This window comes from Allochromatium palmeri, assembly GCF_009720725.1.
GTDB classification, from domain to species: Bacteria; Pseudomonadota; Gammaproteobacteria; order Chromatiales; family Chromatiaceae; genus Thermochromatium; species Thermochromatium palmeri.
Genome location: NZ_WNKT01000030.1, coordinates 12,952 through 27,212, shown reverse-complemented (window position 1 = coordinate 27,212; position 14,261 = coordinate 12,952). Strand labels below are relative to the sequence as shown.

At 59.1% G+C, this 14,261-nt stretch carries 14 protein-coding genes; 7 read left to right on the top strand and 7 right to left on the bottom strand.

The window, feature by feature from the left end:
• Position 1: 1 nt before the first annotated feature.
• From GJ668_RS13230 to GJ668_RS13200, 7 genes are all read right to left on the bottom strand, one after another.
• Positions 2-1,720 (bottom strand): DegV family protein, encoded by a 1,719-nt coding sequence (locus GJ668_RS13230; RefSeq protein ID WP_155450622.1) that lies wholly within the window; start codon positions 1,718-1,720, stop codon positions 2-4.
• Entirely contained in the window at positions 1,717-3,081 is a 1,365-nt protein-coding gene (locus GJ668_RS13225) for an AMP-binding protein (protein ID WP_155450621.1), read from the bottom strand. The genes GJ668_RS13230 and GJ668_RS13225 overlap by 4 nt, the downstream gene beginning before the upstream one ends.
• A complete protein-coding gene (locus GJ668_RS13220) occupies positions 3,078-4,346 on the bottom strand; it encodes a B12-binding domain-containing radical SAM protein (RefSeq protein WP_155450620.1) in 1,269 nt (422 codons plus the stop codon). Before GJ668_RS13220 ends, GJ668_RS13225 begins: the two co-directional genes overlap by 4 nt.
• Positions 4,347-4,353: 7 nt before the next feature.
• Positions 4,354-5,013: a hypothetical protein gene (locus tag GJ668_RS13215; protein WP_155450619.1), complete on the bottom strand. Its 660-nt coding sequence runs from the start codon at positions 5,011-5,013 to the stop codon at positions 4,354-4,356.
• A gap of 192 nt (positions 5,014-5,205) precedes the next feature.
• On the bottom strand, positions 5,206-5,775 hold the full coding sequence (locus GJ668_RS13210) for an outer membrane lipoprotein carrier protein LolA (protein ID WP_155450618.1): 570 nt from the start codon (positions 5,773-5,775) through the stop codon (positions 5,206-5,208).
• A gap of 23 nt (positions 5,776-5,798) precedes the next feature.
• Complete coding sequence (gene fabG, locus GJ668_RS13205; RefSeq protein ID WP_155450617.1) at positions 5,799-6,536, bottom strand: 3-oxoacyl-ACP reductase FabG; 738 nt, start codon at positions 6,534-6,536, stop codon at positions 5,799-5,801.
• 9 nt (positions 6,537-6,545) lie between these two features.
• Entirely contained in the window at positions 6,546-6,980 is a 435-nt protein-coding gene (locus GJ668_RS13200; protein WP_155450616.1) for a hotdog family protein, read from the bottom strand.
• A gap of 549 nt (positions 6,981-7,529) precedes the next feature.
• Between GJ668_RS13200 and GJ668_RS13195 the strand changes: the two genes are divergently transcribed.
• The 7 genes from GJ668_RS13195 (at position 7,530) to GJ668_RS13165 (ending at position 14,256) form a co-directional block, all read left to right on the top strand.
• The gene (locus tag GJ668_RS13195) at positions 7,530-7,796 is read left to right on the top strand and encodes a phosphopantetheine-binding protein (protein ID WP_155450615.1); all 267 of its coding nucleotides are present in this window, start codon (positions 7,530-7,532) and stop codon (positions 7,794-7,796) included.
• Positions 7,793-9,955: a beta-ketoacyl synthase N-terminal-like domain-containing protein gene (locus tag GJ668_RS13190; RefSeq protein ID WP_186343094.1), complete on the top strand. Its 2,163-nt coding sequence runs from the start codon at positions 7,793-7,795 to the stop codon at positions 9,953-9,955. The genes GJ668_RS13195 and GJ668_RS13190 overlap by 4 nt, the downstream gene beginning before the upstream one ends.
• Complete coding sequence (locus tag GJ668_RS13185; protein WP_186343093.1) at positions 9,952-11,298, top strand: lipid biosynthesis B12-binding/radical SAM protein; 1,347 nt, start codon at positions 9,952-9,954, stop codon at positions 11,296-11,298. The genes GJ668_RS13190 and GJ668_RS13185 overlap by 4 nt, the downstream gene beginning before the upstream one ends.
• A 177-nt stretch (positions 11,299-11,475) precedes the next feature.
• Positions 11,476-11,820 (top strand): ApeI family dehydratase, encoded by a 345-nt coding sequence (locus GJ668_RS13180; protein WP_155450612.1) that lies wholly within the window; start codon positions 11,476-11,478, stop codon positions 11,818-11,820.
• Complete coding sequence (locus GJ668_RS13175; RefSeq protein WP_222930788.1) at positions 11,804-12,097, top strand: acyl carrier protein; 294 nt, start codon at positions 11,804-11,806, stop codon at positions 12,095-12,097. Before GJ668_RS13180 ends, GJ668_RS13175 begins: the two co-directional genes overlap by 17 nt.
• Complete coding sequence (locus GJ668_RS13170; protein WP_155450611.1) at positions 12,098-13,165, top strand: radical SAM protein; 1,068 nt, start codon at positions 12,098-12,100, stop codon at positions 13,163-13,165.
• A gap of 92 nt (positions 13,166-13,257) precedes the next feature.
• Positions 13,258-14,256 (top strand): radical SAM protein, encoded by a 999-nt coding sequence (locus GJ668_RS13165; protein ID WP_155450610.1) that lies wholly within the window; start codon positions 13,258-13,260, stop codon positions 14,254-14,256.
• Positions 14,257-14,261: the final 5 nt, after the last annotated feature.

Below are 14,261 nucleotides of genomic sequence, written 5' to 3'. Positions count from 1 at the left end.
GTTACGGCTCCTCGGCAAAGGCCAGCGACCAGGTGCCCGGTCCCATATGGACCCCCGAGGTCAATGAAAGGGGAACCAGGTGGAACTCCGCCCCAGGTAGGAGGCTGTGAAGTTGCGGTTGGGCTATTTCGCGCACCCAAGGCTCGTTGTCGGAGTGCTGGAGCAGGAGCACGGCGCGGGCCGGAGTGGTGATCTCCCGGCGCACTTTTTCGCAGGCAAAGGCGAGTTGGGCGTCCCGACTGCGGACCATGCCTTCCTTTTTCACCCCCGCCGCCGTCGGACTGATGATCGGTTTTAGACCCAGAAGATGACCGAACAGGCCACTGGATCGTGAGACGCGGCCACCGGCAGCCAGATACTGGAGGCTGTCGATGAAGACGTACTCCCGGCAGGCCCGGCTCAGGTGCAGGGCGTGATGGCGAACCGCGTCCGCATCGGCGGTTCGCTGGGCCAGTCGGGCGCTCAGCAGGGCAATCAGCCCCAGGCGTCCCGAGGCGGCGCCGGTGTCAATGACCTCGAGGAGCTGGTCCCGGTCCTGCTGTTCTTGCCAGGCCAGGGCCACGGCATGGTTGCCGGTGAAGGCGGAGCCCACGCAGAGATAGAGGGTTTTGCCGAATTCTTCCAAGACAGTGCGATAACGCTGATGCCGTTCGGCCAAGGAGGCCTGAGCCGTGGTCAGGCGGTACTTGTGCCGCATCAGTTCATAGATCTGCACCGGATCACAGAGGCTTTCCGGGCGGGCGCTGTCGCCGTGGATGATATAGCTGTCGAGGAGGCTGATATTGTAGCGTCGGGCCAGCTCGCGGGGTAAGGAGCCAGCGGCATCGGTCATGATGTGCAGACAGCCTGCCGCAACGGATTGCGCCTCTGCGGCATCAGCCTCCGCCTCCGCCTGTAGCGGCTCAGCCGACCAGTGGCTCACTTCTCCAAGATCGGCAAGTTGGGCGTGCAGCATCCCTGGATCAAGGGTGTGGATATGAATCTTCAGGCTGTTCTGCTCGGGGACAACCACCAGGCTTTCACCCAAATGTGCGAGTTCGGTCGGATCCAGGGAGCGCTCGTTTGTCGGGGCAAGGAAGACATCGACGCAATACGCATCGCTTGTTGGTGGCCGAAACTTCGCGTCCAGGGTGAGATAGCCGTGGAAAAGGTCAAAGAGTGACGGACGCTCGCCATCCATTCCTGTCAGGGTTTGGAAAAATCCATCGAAAAAGACATACATGCCCAAGGCGCCGGAATCAACTACGCCCGCTTGCCGGCAATCAGCTTGAATATCGGCGGTGGAGAGCACTGTTTTCTGGAGGTCGGCAAGGATGTCCTTACAACGGGCGGCGTCGAGCGATGGGGATGAGGCGAACAGCTCGGACAGCGCTTCAAAGACGGAGAGCATGGTGCCGTCCTTGGGGACGGCAACGGCCTTGCGTGCCTTGCGGTACCCTGCCTGGATGCGTTCAGGCAGCTCGGCCGGACTGGTTGCCTGGAGAAGAACACTGAAAAAGGCGGCGGCGATATTGCCGGAGTTGCCGGTAGCCGAGTGAATGATCTGCTCGGCGGTTTGCGCGGATGTCAGCGTGCAGGCGCGCAGCGGGCTGAGGCTGATACGGAGGTTGGCACCAGTATCCGCGTCCGCCACCGGAAAGACATTGATCCGATCAAGCAGATCCGACCAGGCACTGAGACTGACATATCCGGCAGTGAATGCCTCTTGCAGAGTCGTCATGGCATAAAGAGCTTGAGCACGGCTTCGCGATCGACCTTGCCGTTGTCCGTGACCGGAAGTCGATCGATGGTTTTGATGGCGCCGGGCAGGGCGTAGGGCTCGAAGCGGGTCATCAAGAGCGTTCGGATGTCCTCGATCTCCACGAATGGCCCTTCCACCAGGGCGACGATGCGGTGCTCACGACTGCCGCGATCGGGCAGCGCCAGGACAAGGCAATCGCTAACCCCCTGCATGTACTTGATCGCCGCCTTGACTTCCTCGAGATCGACCCGTTTGCCCCCAACCTTGATGACGGAATCGGTGCGCCCTCGCAGTTGGAAGGCCGTGGCCCCGTCGGCCTCGACCCAGTCGTTGGCGAGGTAGCCTCCGGCTGCATCCAGCGGCAGGCTGGGTGAAAGATAGGGTGAGCGGATCTGAAGTCGCTGGTTGTGGATCTGCCAGTCGATGGTGGAGTAAGGGGTGAACCCGCGTTCTCCACAGGAGCGGTTGCGCAGCGCGATGCCACCCGTCTCAGTGGATCCGTAGATCTCGACAATGCCACAGCGATTGGCCAGGCTGAACGCGTTGTTGTCCGTGACATCGAGCATGCCCGCGGAGGAAAAGGCGAGACGGAGCGCATCCCCTAGACAACCTTTGCCCCGCAGTACCCGATAATGCGGGGGAACGCTGACGAGCACCGTTGCCTTGCGCTCGCGCACGCAGCGCACGATCTCCTCGGGAAAGGACGGTATCCCAGGGACGACCGATGCCCCGGAAACCAGGGGCAGGAGCACGGAATAGAGCAGGCCGTAGATATGCGCGGGAGAGATGGTGGCAACGATGCGATCAGAGGACGAAACAGCAAAGTGGGCGGCAAGGAACAGGGCCTCGCCAAAGAGGTTGGTGCCAGTCTTGCTCCAGAGTTGGGGAGCGCCGGTGGTGCCGCCGGTATAGAGACGGAGTAGCTCTTCATCCGGGTAGATGGCGGGCAGTGGGGCCGCCGTCCCGCCGCCCTCCCCCAGCGGCCGGATCGGTTCCATGCCTGGAGGGGGTGGCTGCTCCGGGTCGACCAGGGCATGCCGGCAGCCGGTTGCCTGATGCAGCCCCGACAATGCCTGGGCGGAAAAACTGTAGGGCAGGAGCACGATCGGCCCGCCGGCCAGGGAGGACAGGAGCGCCGCGGCAATCAAGTCACGGTTATCGGTTGCCAGGCAGAGCGTTTGTCGTTCTAAGTCATCGGCGAACTGCCGCCGCAGCCAGGCCGCCATCCCATGCACCGAGCCAAGGGTCGTGCCGCCATCGACGAATTCCTGGGCTGGATCGAGCGCTCGAGTCAGCAGGGCGGCGACCTCCGGACCATTGCAGGGAATTGCGGGCTTCATCGTCCAGGCTGCACCTTGCCGAATGTCTGGTTGCTCAATTCGCGGTTGCGTGGCCTGAAGGTATTGTCCGCCATCTCCTTGCGCACCACCTGTTGGAACAGTTTCGCCATCTTGATGTTCTGTGATTCGTCCCGGTAAAAGGTATCCCAGGCGTAGGCGAGTAATTCCTGCAGCCGCTCCGGAGACATATGCTTGGGCTGATAGACGACTTTGTCCGCCGAATAGTCATCCCAGTCGGTGGAGATGATTCGGTTCTGCCGCTGGAGATCAGCATAGGCCCTGGTGTGAGGAAACGGGGTCAGGACCGTGAATTCGGCAAGATCCAGCTCGATGTCGAGGAGAAAATCGATCAACCGTTTGATGGAATCCTCGGTATGGCTGTCGAGTCCAAGGAGGATCGTTCCTTCCACGCCGATGCCATGGTCGTGATAACGCTTGACCCGCTCGCGGATGTAATCCGAGGTGTCGAACACCGCCTGGTAGACATACCAGGCACCGGCCTGGGCGGCGAGGTCGAGCACTTCGGGCTTGTCTTCGATGGGGTGGCAGCACCACTTTTTCTTGAGCGGAATCATCTCCCGAAAAAGATCCATTTCCCAGGCCGTGTCCTGGGCCAGCGAGTTATCGACTAGAAAGAGGCGGTTATTGTCGATGGCCTCCATCTCGGCAATGGTCTTATCAATGGGTCGGGGACGAAATTCCCGGCCGCCGAGGTAGGCCACGGCGCAGGGGTAACAGTTGAAATGGCACCCGCGCGAGGCGTGGACCAGATCGACCATCTGCACCCCTTTGTGATTGTAGAGCGAGCGATTGAGAATACTGCGGCGGGCCGTGCCCACCAGGCCAATATCGGGGCGATCATCAAGAAAGTTGTAACAAGGCTGGAGATTGCCCTGGCGAAAGTCGGCAAAGATCTCCTCCATGCGTCCTTCCGCTTCTCCGAGAAAGACGGCGTCGGCATGGGCCATCGTCTCCTCGGCATGGAGCATGGTGGCGATGCCGCCGAATATTACCTTGACCCCTCTGGCACGGTAGGCGTCGGCGATGGCCCAGCCCCGTTTCACCTGCACGGTCAGCATCATCGAAATGCCGACAAGATCGACCGGATCGTCAAAATCAATCGATTCGAGGTTTTCGTCGACAAAGTCGACGTCCACATAGCCGGGCAGGGTTGCGGCAAAGACGACCGGGCCATGGGGAGGGAGGTGGAATTCGGTTTGCTGGGTCAGTTTTGGCCATTTCGGATAGATTAGACGAAATTTCATGGCGGATTCACGGATTGATAGCGGGCAGGGATTCGGCGCTCAGTAGCCGCATGTTCAGAGTATAACCGGCAGCACCCTGACCGGTTAGGTTGAGTTCGTGCGCCATGAGAGTGCTTCCGTGCTGGTTGCACATACGGGCATCGACCGTGCGGGTCTGCACCGGCGTTTCGCCGGACGACCCCATCGGCGCGTAGGTCGAGAGTCGGAAACAACCGTCCATCTTCGGGAGAACATCGGTCACTTCCTGGCCGTTTGCATAGCGGCACTGGACCCGGCCGTCGGCCAGGCGACCGACGCTGACCACTCCAGGCGGGGACAGAAACACCGCCCGAACGTCAGCAATGAGGCCCGCGGCAAACCCTTGACGGTCAAAGGGAGGCAGCGCCCGCAGAACCTGCAGGGTGCCGTCGCTTTGGGAGCGGGCCGTAAACAGCGTCAATCCCTCGATCGTCATCAGGGCACAACTGAGCGCGTTGCCATCGATGATCAGCACCCCCACGGCATTGCCGTTGGCTCCATTGGCGAGCTGAAAGTTGATCTCATGGGCCAACTGCCAGCGCCCCTTGGGAAAAAACGAGGCGCAACGGTCGGCAATGGGTGCGGACGTCACAGCGATCATCGCCGGGAGGGAGGCGTGCCTGGTGGTGCTGCAGGCGGCCAGGAGCATGGTGATCAGCGGAAGGGTAAGTCGCCAGTACCTCCCCTGAAGCCGTTGTTGCCAGGGGCGCGCCTTCTCTGCTGAATTTAGCTGAACGGTACACACTATTGCCTTGTTCACCCGAGAATAAGAAGCCGTAGGCCGAGGTAAGCAGAAGAAGAGCCTGTTCACTAGGGATCGACTCGGTCTGTCAGGGCCTGATCAGGGGGTCGTGAATCGGTTGGCCGGAATCTCCTCGTTCAGCACAACCTGGGAAAAGGTAATCACGGTGAAGTCCTCATCCCCCTCAACAATCGTCACTTGCTCCACCACCCCTTTTTGTGCTCCCAGACGTAGCTCGATGCGTTGAATCATCGACTCCATACCTGGATCCCTGGGGCGAAGCTCCAGGGTCTGTTGATCCTGGCGGTGGACGGTAAAGAGCGGGTTGTCGTTGAAACGACCGTCCAGCCAGCTGCCGATATCCTGAAGCACAATCTGCATGGCCTCCACCCCGGAGCCGTTATCGCGCTCAAAGTGGCCATCGTGTTCGATGCGTTTATCAATGTGGCCGTCATGGAGCAACAGGACCGTGTGCATGGGCTGCAAATATTCCCAACGCAAGGACTGAGGACTTTGAAAGGTGAGCGTTCCCTGGGAGATCAGCGGTCGGGCGAGAATTTTGAGATGTTTTTCCTGGGTGAATACAGCCTGGACCGAGTGAAGTTCTCCAGCGGGATGGAGGCTCCCTTCACTCGAGGCGACTCCGCCTATCCCGAGCAGGCTCGGCAACAGAACCCAAACCGCGAGTCTTTTCACAACATGCCCCCGTTCACCGAGATAACCTGCCCGGTGACATAGGATGCGGCATCGGAACAGAGAAAGGCCACCACCTGCGCCACCTCTTCCGGGCGACCGATGCGGGCCATGGGAATCAGCCCCTTGATATGCTCCTTGGGAGCATTGGCAATCATGTCGGTCTCAATCAAACCCGGTGCCACCACATTGACACGTATACCCATGCGGGCTACCTCCGAGGCCACGGTCTTGCTTGCGGCGTTAAGTCCGGCCTTGGCGGCGGCGTAATTCGCCTGCCCTCGATTGGGCATCAGCGAGGAGGCCGATGAGATGGAAACAATCGCCCCCGTTCTGGCGCGGACCATGTGCTCAAGAACCGGACGGGTCATGTTGTAGAAGCCGTGCAAACTGGTCTCGATGACGCCATGCCAGTTTTCGGGAGACATCATCATGAACAAGCCGTCCGCCAGGGTACCGGCATTATTGACCAAGATGTCGATGGAGCCATGACGACCGGCAATGTCGGTGATCGCCGCTTCTGTCGCCTCCCGGTCCCGGATGTCGAACGGATAGACTTCGCCCTGCCCGCCTACTGCCCGCACCTCGGCTAGGGTTTGCTCGGCACCATCTCGGTTACGCCTATAGTTGACGATGATGAACGAGCCGTTTTTGGCCAGCTCGACGCAAACGGCGCGGCCGATACCGCCGCTACCGCCTGTGACGATGGCGACCCGAGGATTGTCATTTATGCTCATCTTCGATCTTTATCCTTGAAATAATTGAAGAACCACCGAGGCGGCAAGCTGGCCGTCGAGATAAAGTTCACTGGTGATTTCCCGGAAATTTTCAAAGACCAGGGTGTTTTCCGCACTGACCAGTATTTGGGTACCAAGGGGAAGTCGGTCGATCAAGAGATCGGCCCGTTTCACCGCCACCAGCCAGCCCATTTGGTTGGAGTTCAGGCCCTTGGTCTGGACGCGATCCCAACCGTTGCACACCCCAGCGGTCTGGGCTGCCAATTCAACGCAGATCAAGGATTCAGCACCATGGGCATCGGTGAGCGGCCAGCTCGATCGTACCCTGCTCAGAGTTCTGGCATGGACGGCATCCACCTCCAGAACTTTCTCAATTAGGAGCATCCCGTCTCGATGCGGGAGCAGATCCTCGAGAGTGAGATTTTCAAGTTCCAACCCGTTCATAATCCTCAATCCTCTCCGAAATCCTCTCCGAAGTCTTGTGCCAGGCAATCGACGCAACGTGCAAAGCTCACCCGAGCAGCATCCGCGCGCCCTGCCGCTACGGCCACTGCGCCCGATTCAGCATCCGATGGTAGCGCTCGAAGCGTCGCTCGGCGCTTAGCTCCATGGCGCACAACGCCGCCGTCACGGTGCGCGGGCCTTGAGCCAACAGGGTTCTTCGCAACATAATGTGGAAATAGCCCCAAGTCGGACGGGTAAACAGGCAGGCAAACGGCTACAGAACAGATACAATCGCGGTCGGAAGAGGACGCATCGGCAAACATCGCTGGCGTTTTGGTCGACATCGGACAATACCGCCCGCGGCCCTCCGTTGCCCATTCCGTCAGGTCCGTCATGCGTTCGTCGGCCTCCCGCTAAGGCTCAAAAATGGCCAAAATCGAGGTTTAACGTGTTTGTTAACGGCCACTTGCATCACTTTTTCATGAAAGAATAGTTTGTCCTTACACAACACCCGATTGATTATCAAGGCGAGTATACGTGGACAGTACGATGAATGAACTGATCGAAGAGCTCAAGACCAAACTGATCGAACTGTTGAATCTCTCCAGTCTCACTCCCGAACAATTCGATGCCAAGGCCCAGCTGGTGGGTGGGGAACTCGGCATTGACTCCATCGACGTCTTGGAGATGGTGGTGATGGTGGACCGGGACTACGGTGTGCTCATCAATAGTCAGGAGGTTGGCGAGAAAGTCTTTGCCTCCGTAGCGTCCCTTGCCGCGTACATCGAGAGCAACCGGGCCGGAGGGGCTACGTGAAGCAAAGGCTGGTCTACGTTGCCGCCGCTGGAATCGTCAGTCCTCTTGGTTGGGGGCTTGACGAAACCGAGGAGGCCCTATGTGCGGATCGCACGGCCATTGCCCCACTTGACATTTTTTCGCCCCTCCAGGGCCAGCCCCTGCCCGCGGGGCAGGTCAAGGATCTGGATTCCTCTCCAGTCCCACCGCGAGCCCATCGCTTGGCACGCGAGGCGGCACGGATGGCGCTGCACGGACAACCGGAACCACCCGATGCCATCGTTCTGGGGTGCACCACCGGTGGTATCTTCACCACTGAAGAGCAGCTGCGCAACAAAGAGCATTCCCCAGATGGTTACCGCTCACACGGCCTGCTGAGTCTGGTCGAGGATATTGCCAACCTCTGTCACTGTACAGGCCCGGCACTGACAGTCTCCACTGCCTGCTCTTCGGGAGCGGTCGCCATCGCGCTGGCCCTCAACCTCCTGCGAACCGGCCAGGCGCGCCGCGTCCTTGCCGGTGGGGTCGATTCACTCAGCCGTCTGACCTACTATGGCTTCCATTCCTTGCAACTGGTCGACCGCAATGGCTGCCGTCCACTGGATGCCGGCCGCCAGGGACTTGCGGTGGCGGAAGGGGCCGCCATGCTGCTGCTAACCACCGAGCAGATCGAACAGCCATTGGCCTGTTTGTTGGGGGCCGGGCTCTCCTGTGATGCCTACCACCCGACCGCACCCCACCCTGAAGGCAAGGGAGCCCGGGCGGCGATGCAGGCCGCCATCGAAGATGCCGGCCTTGCTCCGGAGGATATCGATTACATCAATCTCCATGGCACGGGCACGCCGGATAATGACCTGGCGGAGGCACGGGCCATTGCCTCGCTTTTTGCTTCGCCACCGCCGCTTTCCTCGGTCAAAGGCGCCATCGGTCATAGCCTTGCAGCCGCCGGGGCCATTGAGGCAGTGGTCTCCTGCCTGGCCATCTCCCGAGGACTGATCCCGGGGACGGTCGGTTGTCGCCAGCCGGATCCGGCCTTTGCCTTCACCCCGGAAATGACCTGCGTCCAGAGACCGGTGCGGACGGTGCTCTCCAACTCCTTTGGCTTTGGCGGGAACAACGGGAGCCTGGTGTTTGGAAATCTAGCGCATCAACACCCTCCCCTCCCCTCCTCAAGGGAGGCGTGGCTCGCCATTCACGGCAGTGCCTGCCTGACCGGAATAGGCCTGCTGCACGAAACGTTTGCGCGCCTGCAAGAAGGGGGGTCGGCGGGGGGGCGCTTTCCCGATGCGGATCTGGCCCAGCGGTTGCCTGCCAGGCTCATTCGACGGATCAAGCGGTTGGCCCGAATCGCCCTGCTGCTTGCCGGGGAGGCTCGGAGCAATGCCGAGGGGCAGGATGGGCCCGACACGGTGTTCATGGGAACTGGGTGGGGAGCGCTTTCCGAGACCTGGGATTTTCTTCAGGGGCTCGAGTCATCAGGCGAGCAGTTCCCCAGTCCCACTGACTTTGTCGGGTCGGTCCATAACAGTCCCGCGGGACAGGTGGCGATGCTACTCAAGGCGACCGGTGCCAACGTCACCTGCAGTGGCGGTGACTATTCCTTTGAACAGGCCTTCTTGGCGGCGCAAACCCTGTTGCCGGAAACCGGCCAGTCGGCCATGCTACTTGGAGTCGATGAAGCCCACGCCGAATTTACCCCTTTGCTCGATTGGTCCATTGGGACAGGCGATCTGGCTGACGGCGGCGGCGGCCTGTATGTTAACCGGGATCGCGAGCAGGCGAAGTGCCTGGCTCGGCTGGCTTACTATGGGCGAGGCGGGGGCGATGACCTTCCTGATCGCCTGTTTGCCGCTCTGGGGGGGGCGGAGTATTTTCATCGGCACAGCGTTGTCCTATTTGCCGGCGTGCCGGCCGCCATGCAGGCCGAGAGCGGACCGCAGTTGGAACGATTACAGCATCTGATCGGTCATTCCTTGCCTGTCTGCCGGTATCGTGATTTTGTCGGCGAGTTTGCCTCGGCTTCGGCGATTGCCGCCGTTCTAGCGAGCCAGTGTATCGAGACAGGCCGTGTCCCCGGTACCCTAGTCGGAGGTGCGGATGTCATGCTTGGCCCTGAAAGCCGGGTGCTTGTCCTCGGCACCGGACAATGTCTGACCGCCATGGAGTTTTTTCGCCCGTGAGGATCCTACTCCTCTCACCCAATCGGTTGATCTCTCCCTATCCGGTCTATCCATTAGGTCTGGATTATGTGGCGGCCTCGCTCTCGCCTGTCCATCAGGTCGAGATCGCCGATTTGAATGTTGTTGATAAATCGGCCCTGGCAGCCTTGCTCGACGCGTTTGCCCCCGAGATGATCGGCATCGCCTGTCGCAATATTGACAATACCGACGCCACCGATTCCCTGTTTCTTCTTGAGGAATATCGGGATCTGGTGCTCTGGTTGCGTGCGCGGTCGACCGCTGTCATTGCCTGCGGTGGGAGTGGTTTTACGATCATGCCGAAGCGGATTGCGGCCTTTCTTGATGTTGATTACGGCATCATTGGCGAAGGTGAGCGGTTTGGGCTGCTGGTCGAGGCCCTTGCGGCAGGGGATGATCCCGCGGCCATCCCGGGTATATTGTCCAGGGGCGGCATTGCGGTTCAGCCCCCATCCTGGCAGGGAGGATTGTCTCGCAGGCTACCGGTTGCGGATGAGCAGAGTGCGTTCTACGTCAAAAACGGCGGCATGCTCAACCTGCAAAGCAAACGTGGCTGCCCCTTTTCCTGTCTTTATTGCTCCTACCCCCGTATCGAGGGAGGCGTCCATCGGCTGGTGGAGCCGGACGAAGTGGCCCGGATTGCCTTGGGCCTGCAGGAAGCCGGTGCCCGGTATCTCTTTATTACCGACTCGGCCTTCAACTCCGATTTGACCCATAGTCTGGCCGTGGCCAAGGCCCTGCATCGTCATGGTCTGACGATTCCCTGGGGCGCTTTTTTCGCGCCGATTGCGATGCCGCCGGAGTATTTCGAGGTGATGGCAGCGTCCGGTTGCAAGCACGTCGAGTTTGGCACGGAATCCTTGTCCGAATCCATGCTGCGGACCTACCGCAAACCCTTCCGTCCCTCGGAGGTCATGGAAGCCCACCAGCAGGCCCGTGCCGCCGGATTGCATGTGGCCCATTATTTCTTGCTTGGGGGGCCGGGGGAAAGTGCAGCAACCGTGGACGAAAGCCTCGACGCCATCGAACAGTTAAAGAAAACAGTGGTTTTCTTTTTTTTCGGGATCAGGATCTACCCCGGTACCGGCCTCTATGACCGGGCTTTGGCCGAGGGCAAGATCGACCGAAGCACCGATCTGCTGCGCCCGGTCTATTATCACCCCGATGCCATCAGTCTGGCTGCCATCGAAGCTCAGGTCATCAATCGGGCTGCCCGGCGAAGAAACTGGCTGGTCGGCTCCGGCGGAGCGAGGGTTACCGCATCGTTGCAGGCCATGCACCAGCGAGGGTTGATCGGGCCGCTCTGGGAGTATCTGGCCGTCTAGATGGAAAAGCCTCCAGGGCAAACAGATCGGGGTACTCCGCTCGCGCTGTGTGGCAGGGGTACAACACAATGCAGGCAAGCCCCGATGGATGCTACCCCCTCAAGGTGGCAACTTGGGTTATGCTACACGCTGGCCATCCCGGGCTAGTCTCGTTTCAACTGGACACAAAATGATAGAATGTGGTTTTTGCTACTTGATTTAGATCAGCCTGCACCAGACGAAATTCGGGCAGGAGTCGTCGTCAACGGCGACTCGCCCTGGTTTGACGGCCATTTTCCCGATAGCCCCATTTTGCCTGGTATTGCGCAGCTCAAGATGGTTGCTGATGTAATAGGTAAAGCTCGACATCAGTCCTTGTGGGTCAAGCGGTTACATAGAGTGAAGTTCAAGCGAATCGTCAAACCTGGAGAGCTGCTCGAAATCCACGTCAAGGGCACGGATAACCAATATTCTTTTCGTATTACCCATAACGCAGAGGACGTCTGCTACGGCATGATGTCTCTTGATGGCAAACGGCATTAAAAACGACCCCATGAACAGCAATCTTGATCAAAATATCCTCCGCATCGCCAAAATCATCATCGACACGTTGCAAATGGAGGATGTGACCCCTGAGACCTTTGAAGCCGATCTTGACCTGGTTGACGAGGTGGGTATCGACAGCATGGACCTGGCCACTATTGCCCTGGTCATTCGTGATGAGTTCGGCGTTCGCATTGATGAGGACGACTATCCCAAACTGACCACCCTGCGGATCATCGGCGAGTACATCACCGAGAAACTGCAAGACGAGGGATAAATGAGCAGCCAGGCGACGCAGGACACGTTCTGGAAATTCGCGGACATTATTGCTACCCCTGCGATACGGGATCGCTGGGAAAAGGTACGGCGTTACTTTTTTCTTCGCGAGTCCACCTACGATATGACCCATCGCTGCAACATGCGTTGCGATGGCTGCTATTATTTCAATGGCGAAAAACAGTTCGCCGTTGAAAGCGGCGATCCTGTCGCCTGGCAGGAGCTGATGACCGCAGAAAAAGAGCGCGGCATCACCTTTGCAGTCCTTGCCGGGGCAGAACCCTCGCTGGTGCCCGAGCTATGTCGAATCTGTGCCGACACCATTCCCCTGGGAGCGATTGCCACTAATGGCCTCAAACTGCTTCCCCGCGAGATTGACTACCGGGTCCATATTTCCGTCTGGGGCAATGACGCCACCAGCAAGGGGGTCCGCAAGGCCGAGCACATGCTCGATCGTCAGATCGCCAACTACGAAAACGATCCTCGGGCGGTCTTTGTCTACACCTTTACCTCACAGAACATTTCCGAGGCCGCAGAGGTCACCAAACAGCTAGCCGAGGCCGGCCAACAGATCACCTTCAACATGTTCTCGGCTCCTGAAGGCTATAACGGCTCGCTTCGGCATACACCCGAGAGTCTGTCGGCAACGGCGGCGATGATGACCGGGCTCTTGCGCGAGTATCCCGAGTCGGTGCTCTTTTCACACTATAACATTGTCGCCCATACCCATCGCTTGGGACTGCACGCGCTCTATTCCTGCTCCTACCCGAGAATGAACCCGTCGACCAATGTCGGCCTGGGCAGATCGTTTCGGCAATACCGCACCGATCTGCAGTGGGATCGCGACGCCGCCTGTTGCGTGCCTGATACCGACTGTGCCGATTGTCGCCATTATGCGGCAGGGAGCGCCGTGGTGACGGCCCGAATGTACCGGCATGCCACCAACCCGGAAGCCTTTTCCGCTTGGCTCGATTACGTTGATACCTACCTGGCGGTCTGGGTGCGGGGATACGATAAGAGTCCCAATCTCTGTGACTATCCCGTCACGCCTCCCGCGGACGGTCAATAGAGGCAGAATCGAGTACTACCCGCACACCCAGGAACGGTAAGTCTCTTCGGATCGCACCGACAAAGCCGGTGGTTTACAGATTAGTTACTCGTATGAAAACAGTCAGCTCACTTCTTGATCCCGAATGGTACGAGCGTTACAAGCGCATCTCCAAACTCAACATCCGCAGCTCTATTTATGACGTGACCGACCGTTGTAATCTCCGCTGCAAGGGGTGTTTCTTCTTCTCCTCAAACGAGCATAAGGCCGCTTCGGAAGAAAAGGATGTGAGCAAGTGGGAGGCCTTTGTCGAGAGCGAAATGGCCCGTGGAGTCAACCTGGCCATCCTCATCGGCGGAGAGCCCACCCTCTGTCCGGACCGCATCGAGGCCTTTTACAAACGGTTGCCCACCTTCGTTGCCACCAACGGCATGATCAAGGTCGACCGTGACCGCTTCCCCGATTTGATGATCGGCATTTCCCTGTGGGGCGATCGCGAGGACGAAGTCCTCCTGCGGGGCAAGGATACCTTTGCCATTTCCAGCCGTCATTATGCCGGAGACCCCAACGTCTATTATCTGTACACCATCACCCCGAAGCAGTTGGGCAAGATCGAGGATAACATTCGCCGAATCAAGGATGTCGGGCTCAAGGTGCACATGCAACTGCTGTCCAACGACGAGGGGATCGACGGTTTTTCCTGGCAGCCCGACGAGCTGATCGCGGTGCGTGCAGAGATGGACCAGATGCTCGATGATTACCCGGAGACGGTGATCTCCTCCAAATATTATCACCAAATCATCACCACCGGGATCATGTGTGGCCGCCGCTTCGGTTGGATGGAGTGCCCCTCGGTCACCGATTCCATCGATCAACGAGACCCCCGGCCAAAACGGCTGACCAATTTCATCCGCTGGGCCTCTGATCTCAAGACTATGCACCGCTGCTGCACCTCCGAAACCCGTGACTGTTCCACCTGTAAGGACGGCGCGGCCCATATGAGCTGGGTTATGGTCAATAAGCGTGCCCACATGAACAGTTCCGAGGATCTGCAGAACTGGATCGAAGTCTATGAGATGTTTGCCAAGCTATACCGCTACATACCTTGGTAGTCGTT

Coding starts and splice junctions, on each gene's coding strand:
- GJ668_RS13230 (WP_155450622.1), bottom strand. CDS start 1,720: ATGACGACTCTGCAAGAGGCATTCACTGCCGGATATGTCAGTCTCAGT.
- GJ668_RS13225 (WP_155450621.1), bottom strand. CDS start 3,081: ATGAAGCCCGCAATTCCCTGCAATGGTCCGGAGGTCGCCGCCCTGCTG.
- GJ668_RS13220 (WP_155450620.1), bottom strand. CDS start 4,346: ATGAAATTTCGTCTAATCTATCCGAAATGGCCAAAACTGACCCAGCAA.
- GJ668_RS13215 (WP_155450619.1), bottom strand. CDS start 5,013: ATGCTCCTGGCCGCCTGCAGCACCACCAGGCACGCCTCCCTCCCGGCG.
- fabG (WP_155450617.1), bottom strand. CDS start 6,536: ATGAGCATAAATGACAATCCTCGGGTCGCCATCGTCACAGGCGGTAGC.
- GJ668_RS13200 (WP_155450616.1), bottom strand. CDS start 6,980: ATGAACGGGTTGGAACTTGAAAATCTCACTCTCGAGGATCTGCTCCCG.
- GJ668_RS13195 (WP_155450615.1), top strand. CDS start 7,530: ATGAATGAACTGATCGAAGAGCTCAAGACCAAACTGATCGAACTGTTG.
- GJ668_RS13180 (WP_155450612.1), top strand. CDS start 11,476: ATGTGGTTTTTGCTACTTGATTTAGATCAGCCTGCACCAGACGAAATT.
- GJ668_RS13175 (WP_222930788.1), top strand. CDS start 11,804: ATGGCAAACGGCATTAAAAACGACCCCATGAACAGCAATCTTGATCAA.
- GJ668_RS13170 (WP_155450611.1), top strand. CDS start 12,098: ATGAGCAGCCAGGCGACGCAGGACACGTTCTGGAAATTCGCGGACATT.
- GJ668_RS13165 (WP_155450610.1), top strand. CDS start 13,258: ATGAAAACAGTCAGCTCACTTCTTGATCCCGAATGGTACGAGCGTTAC.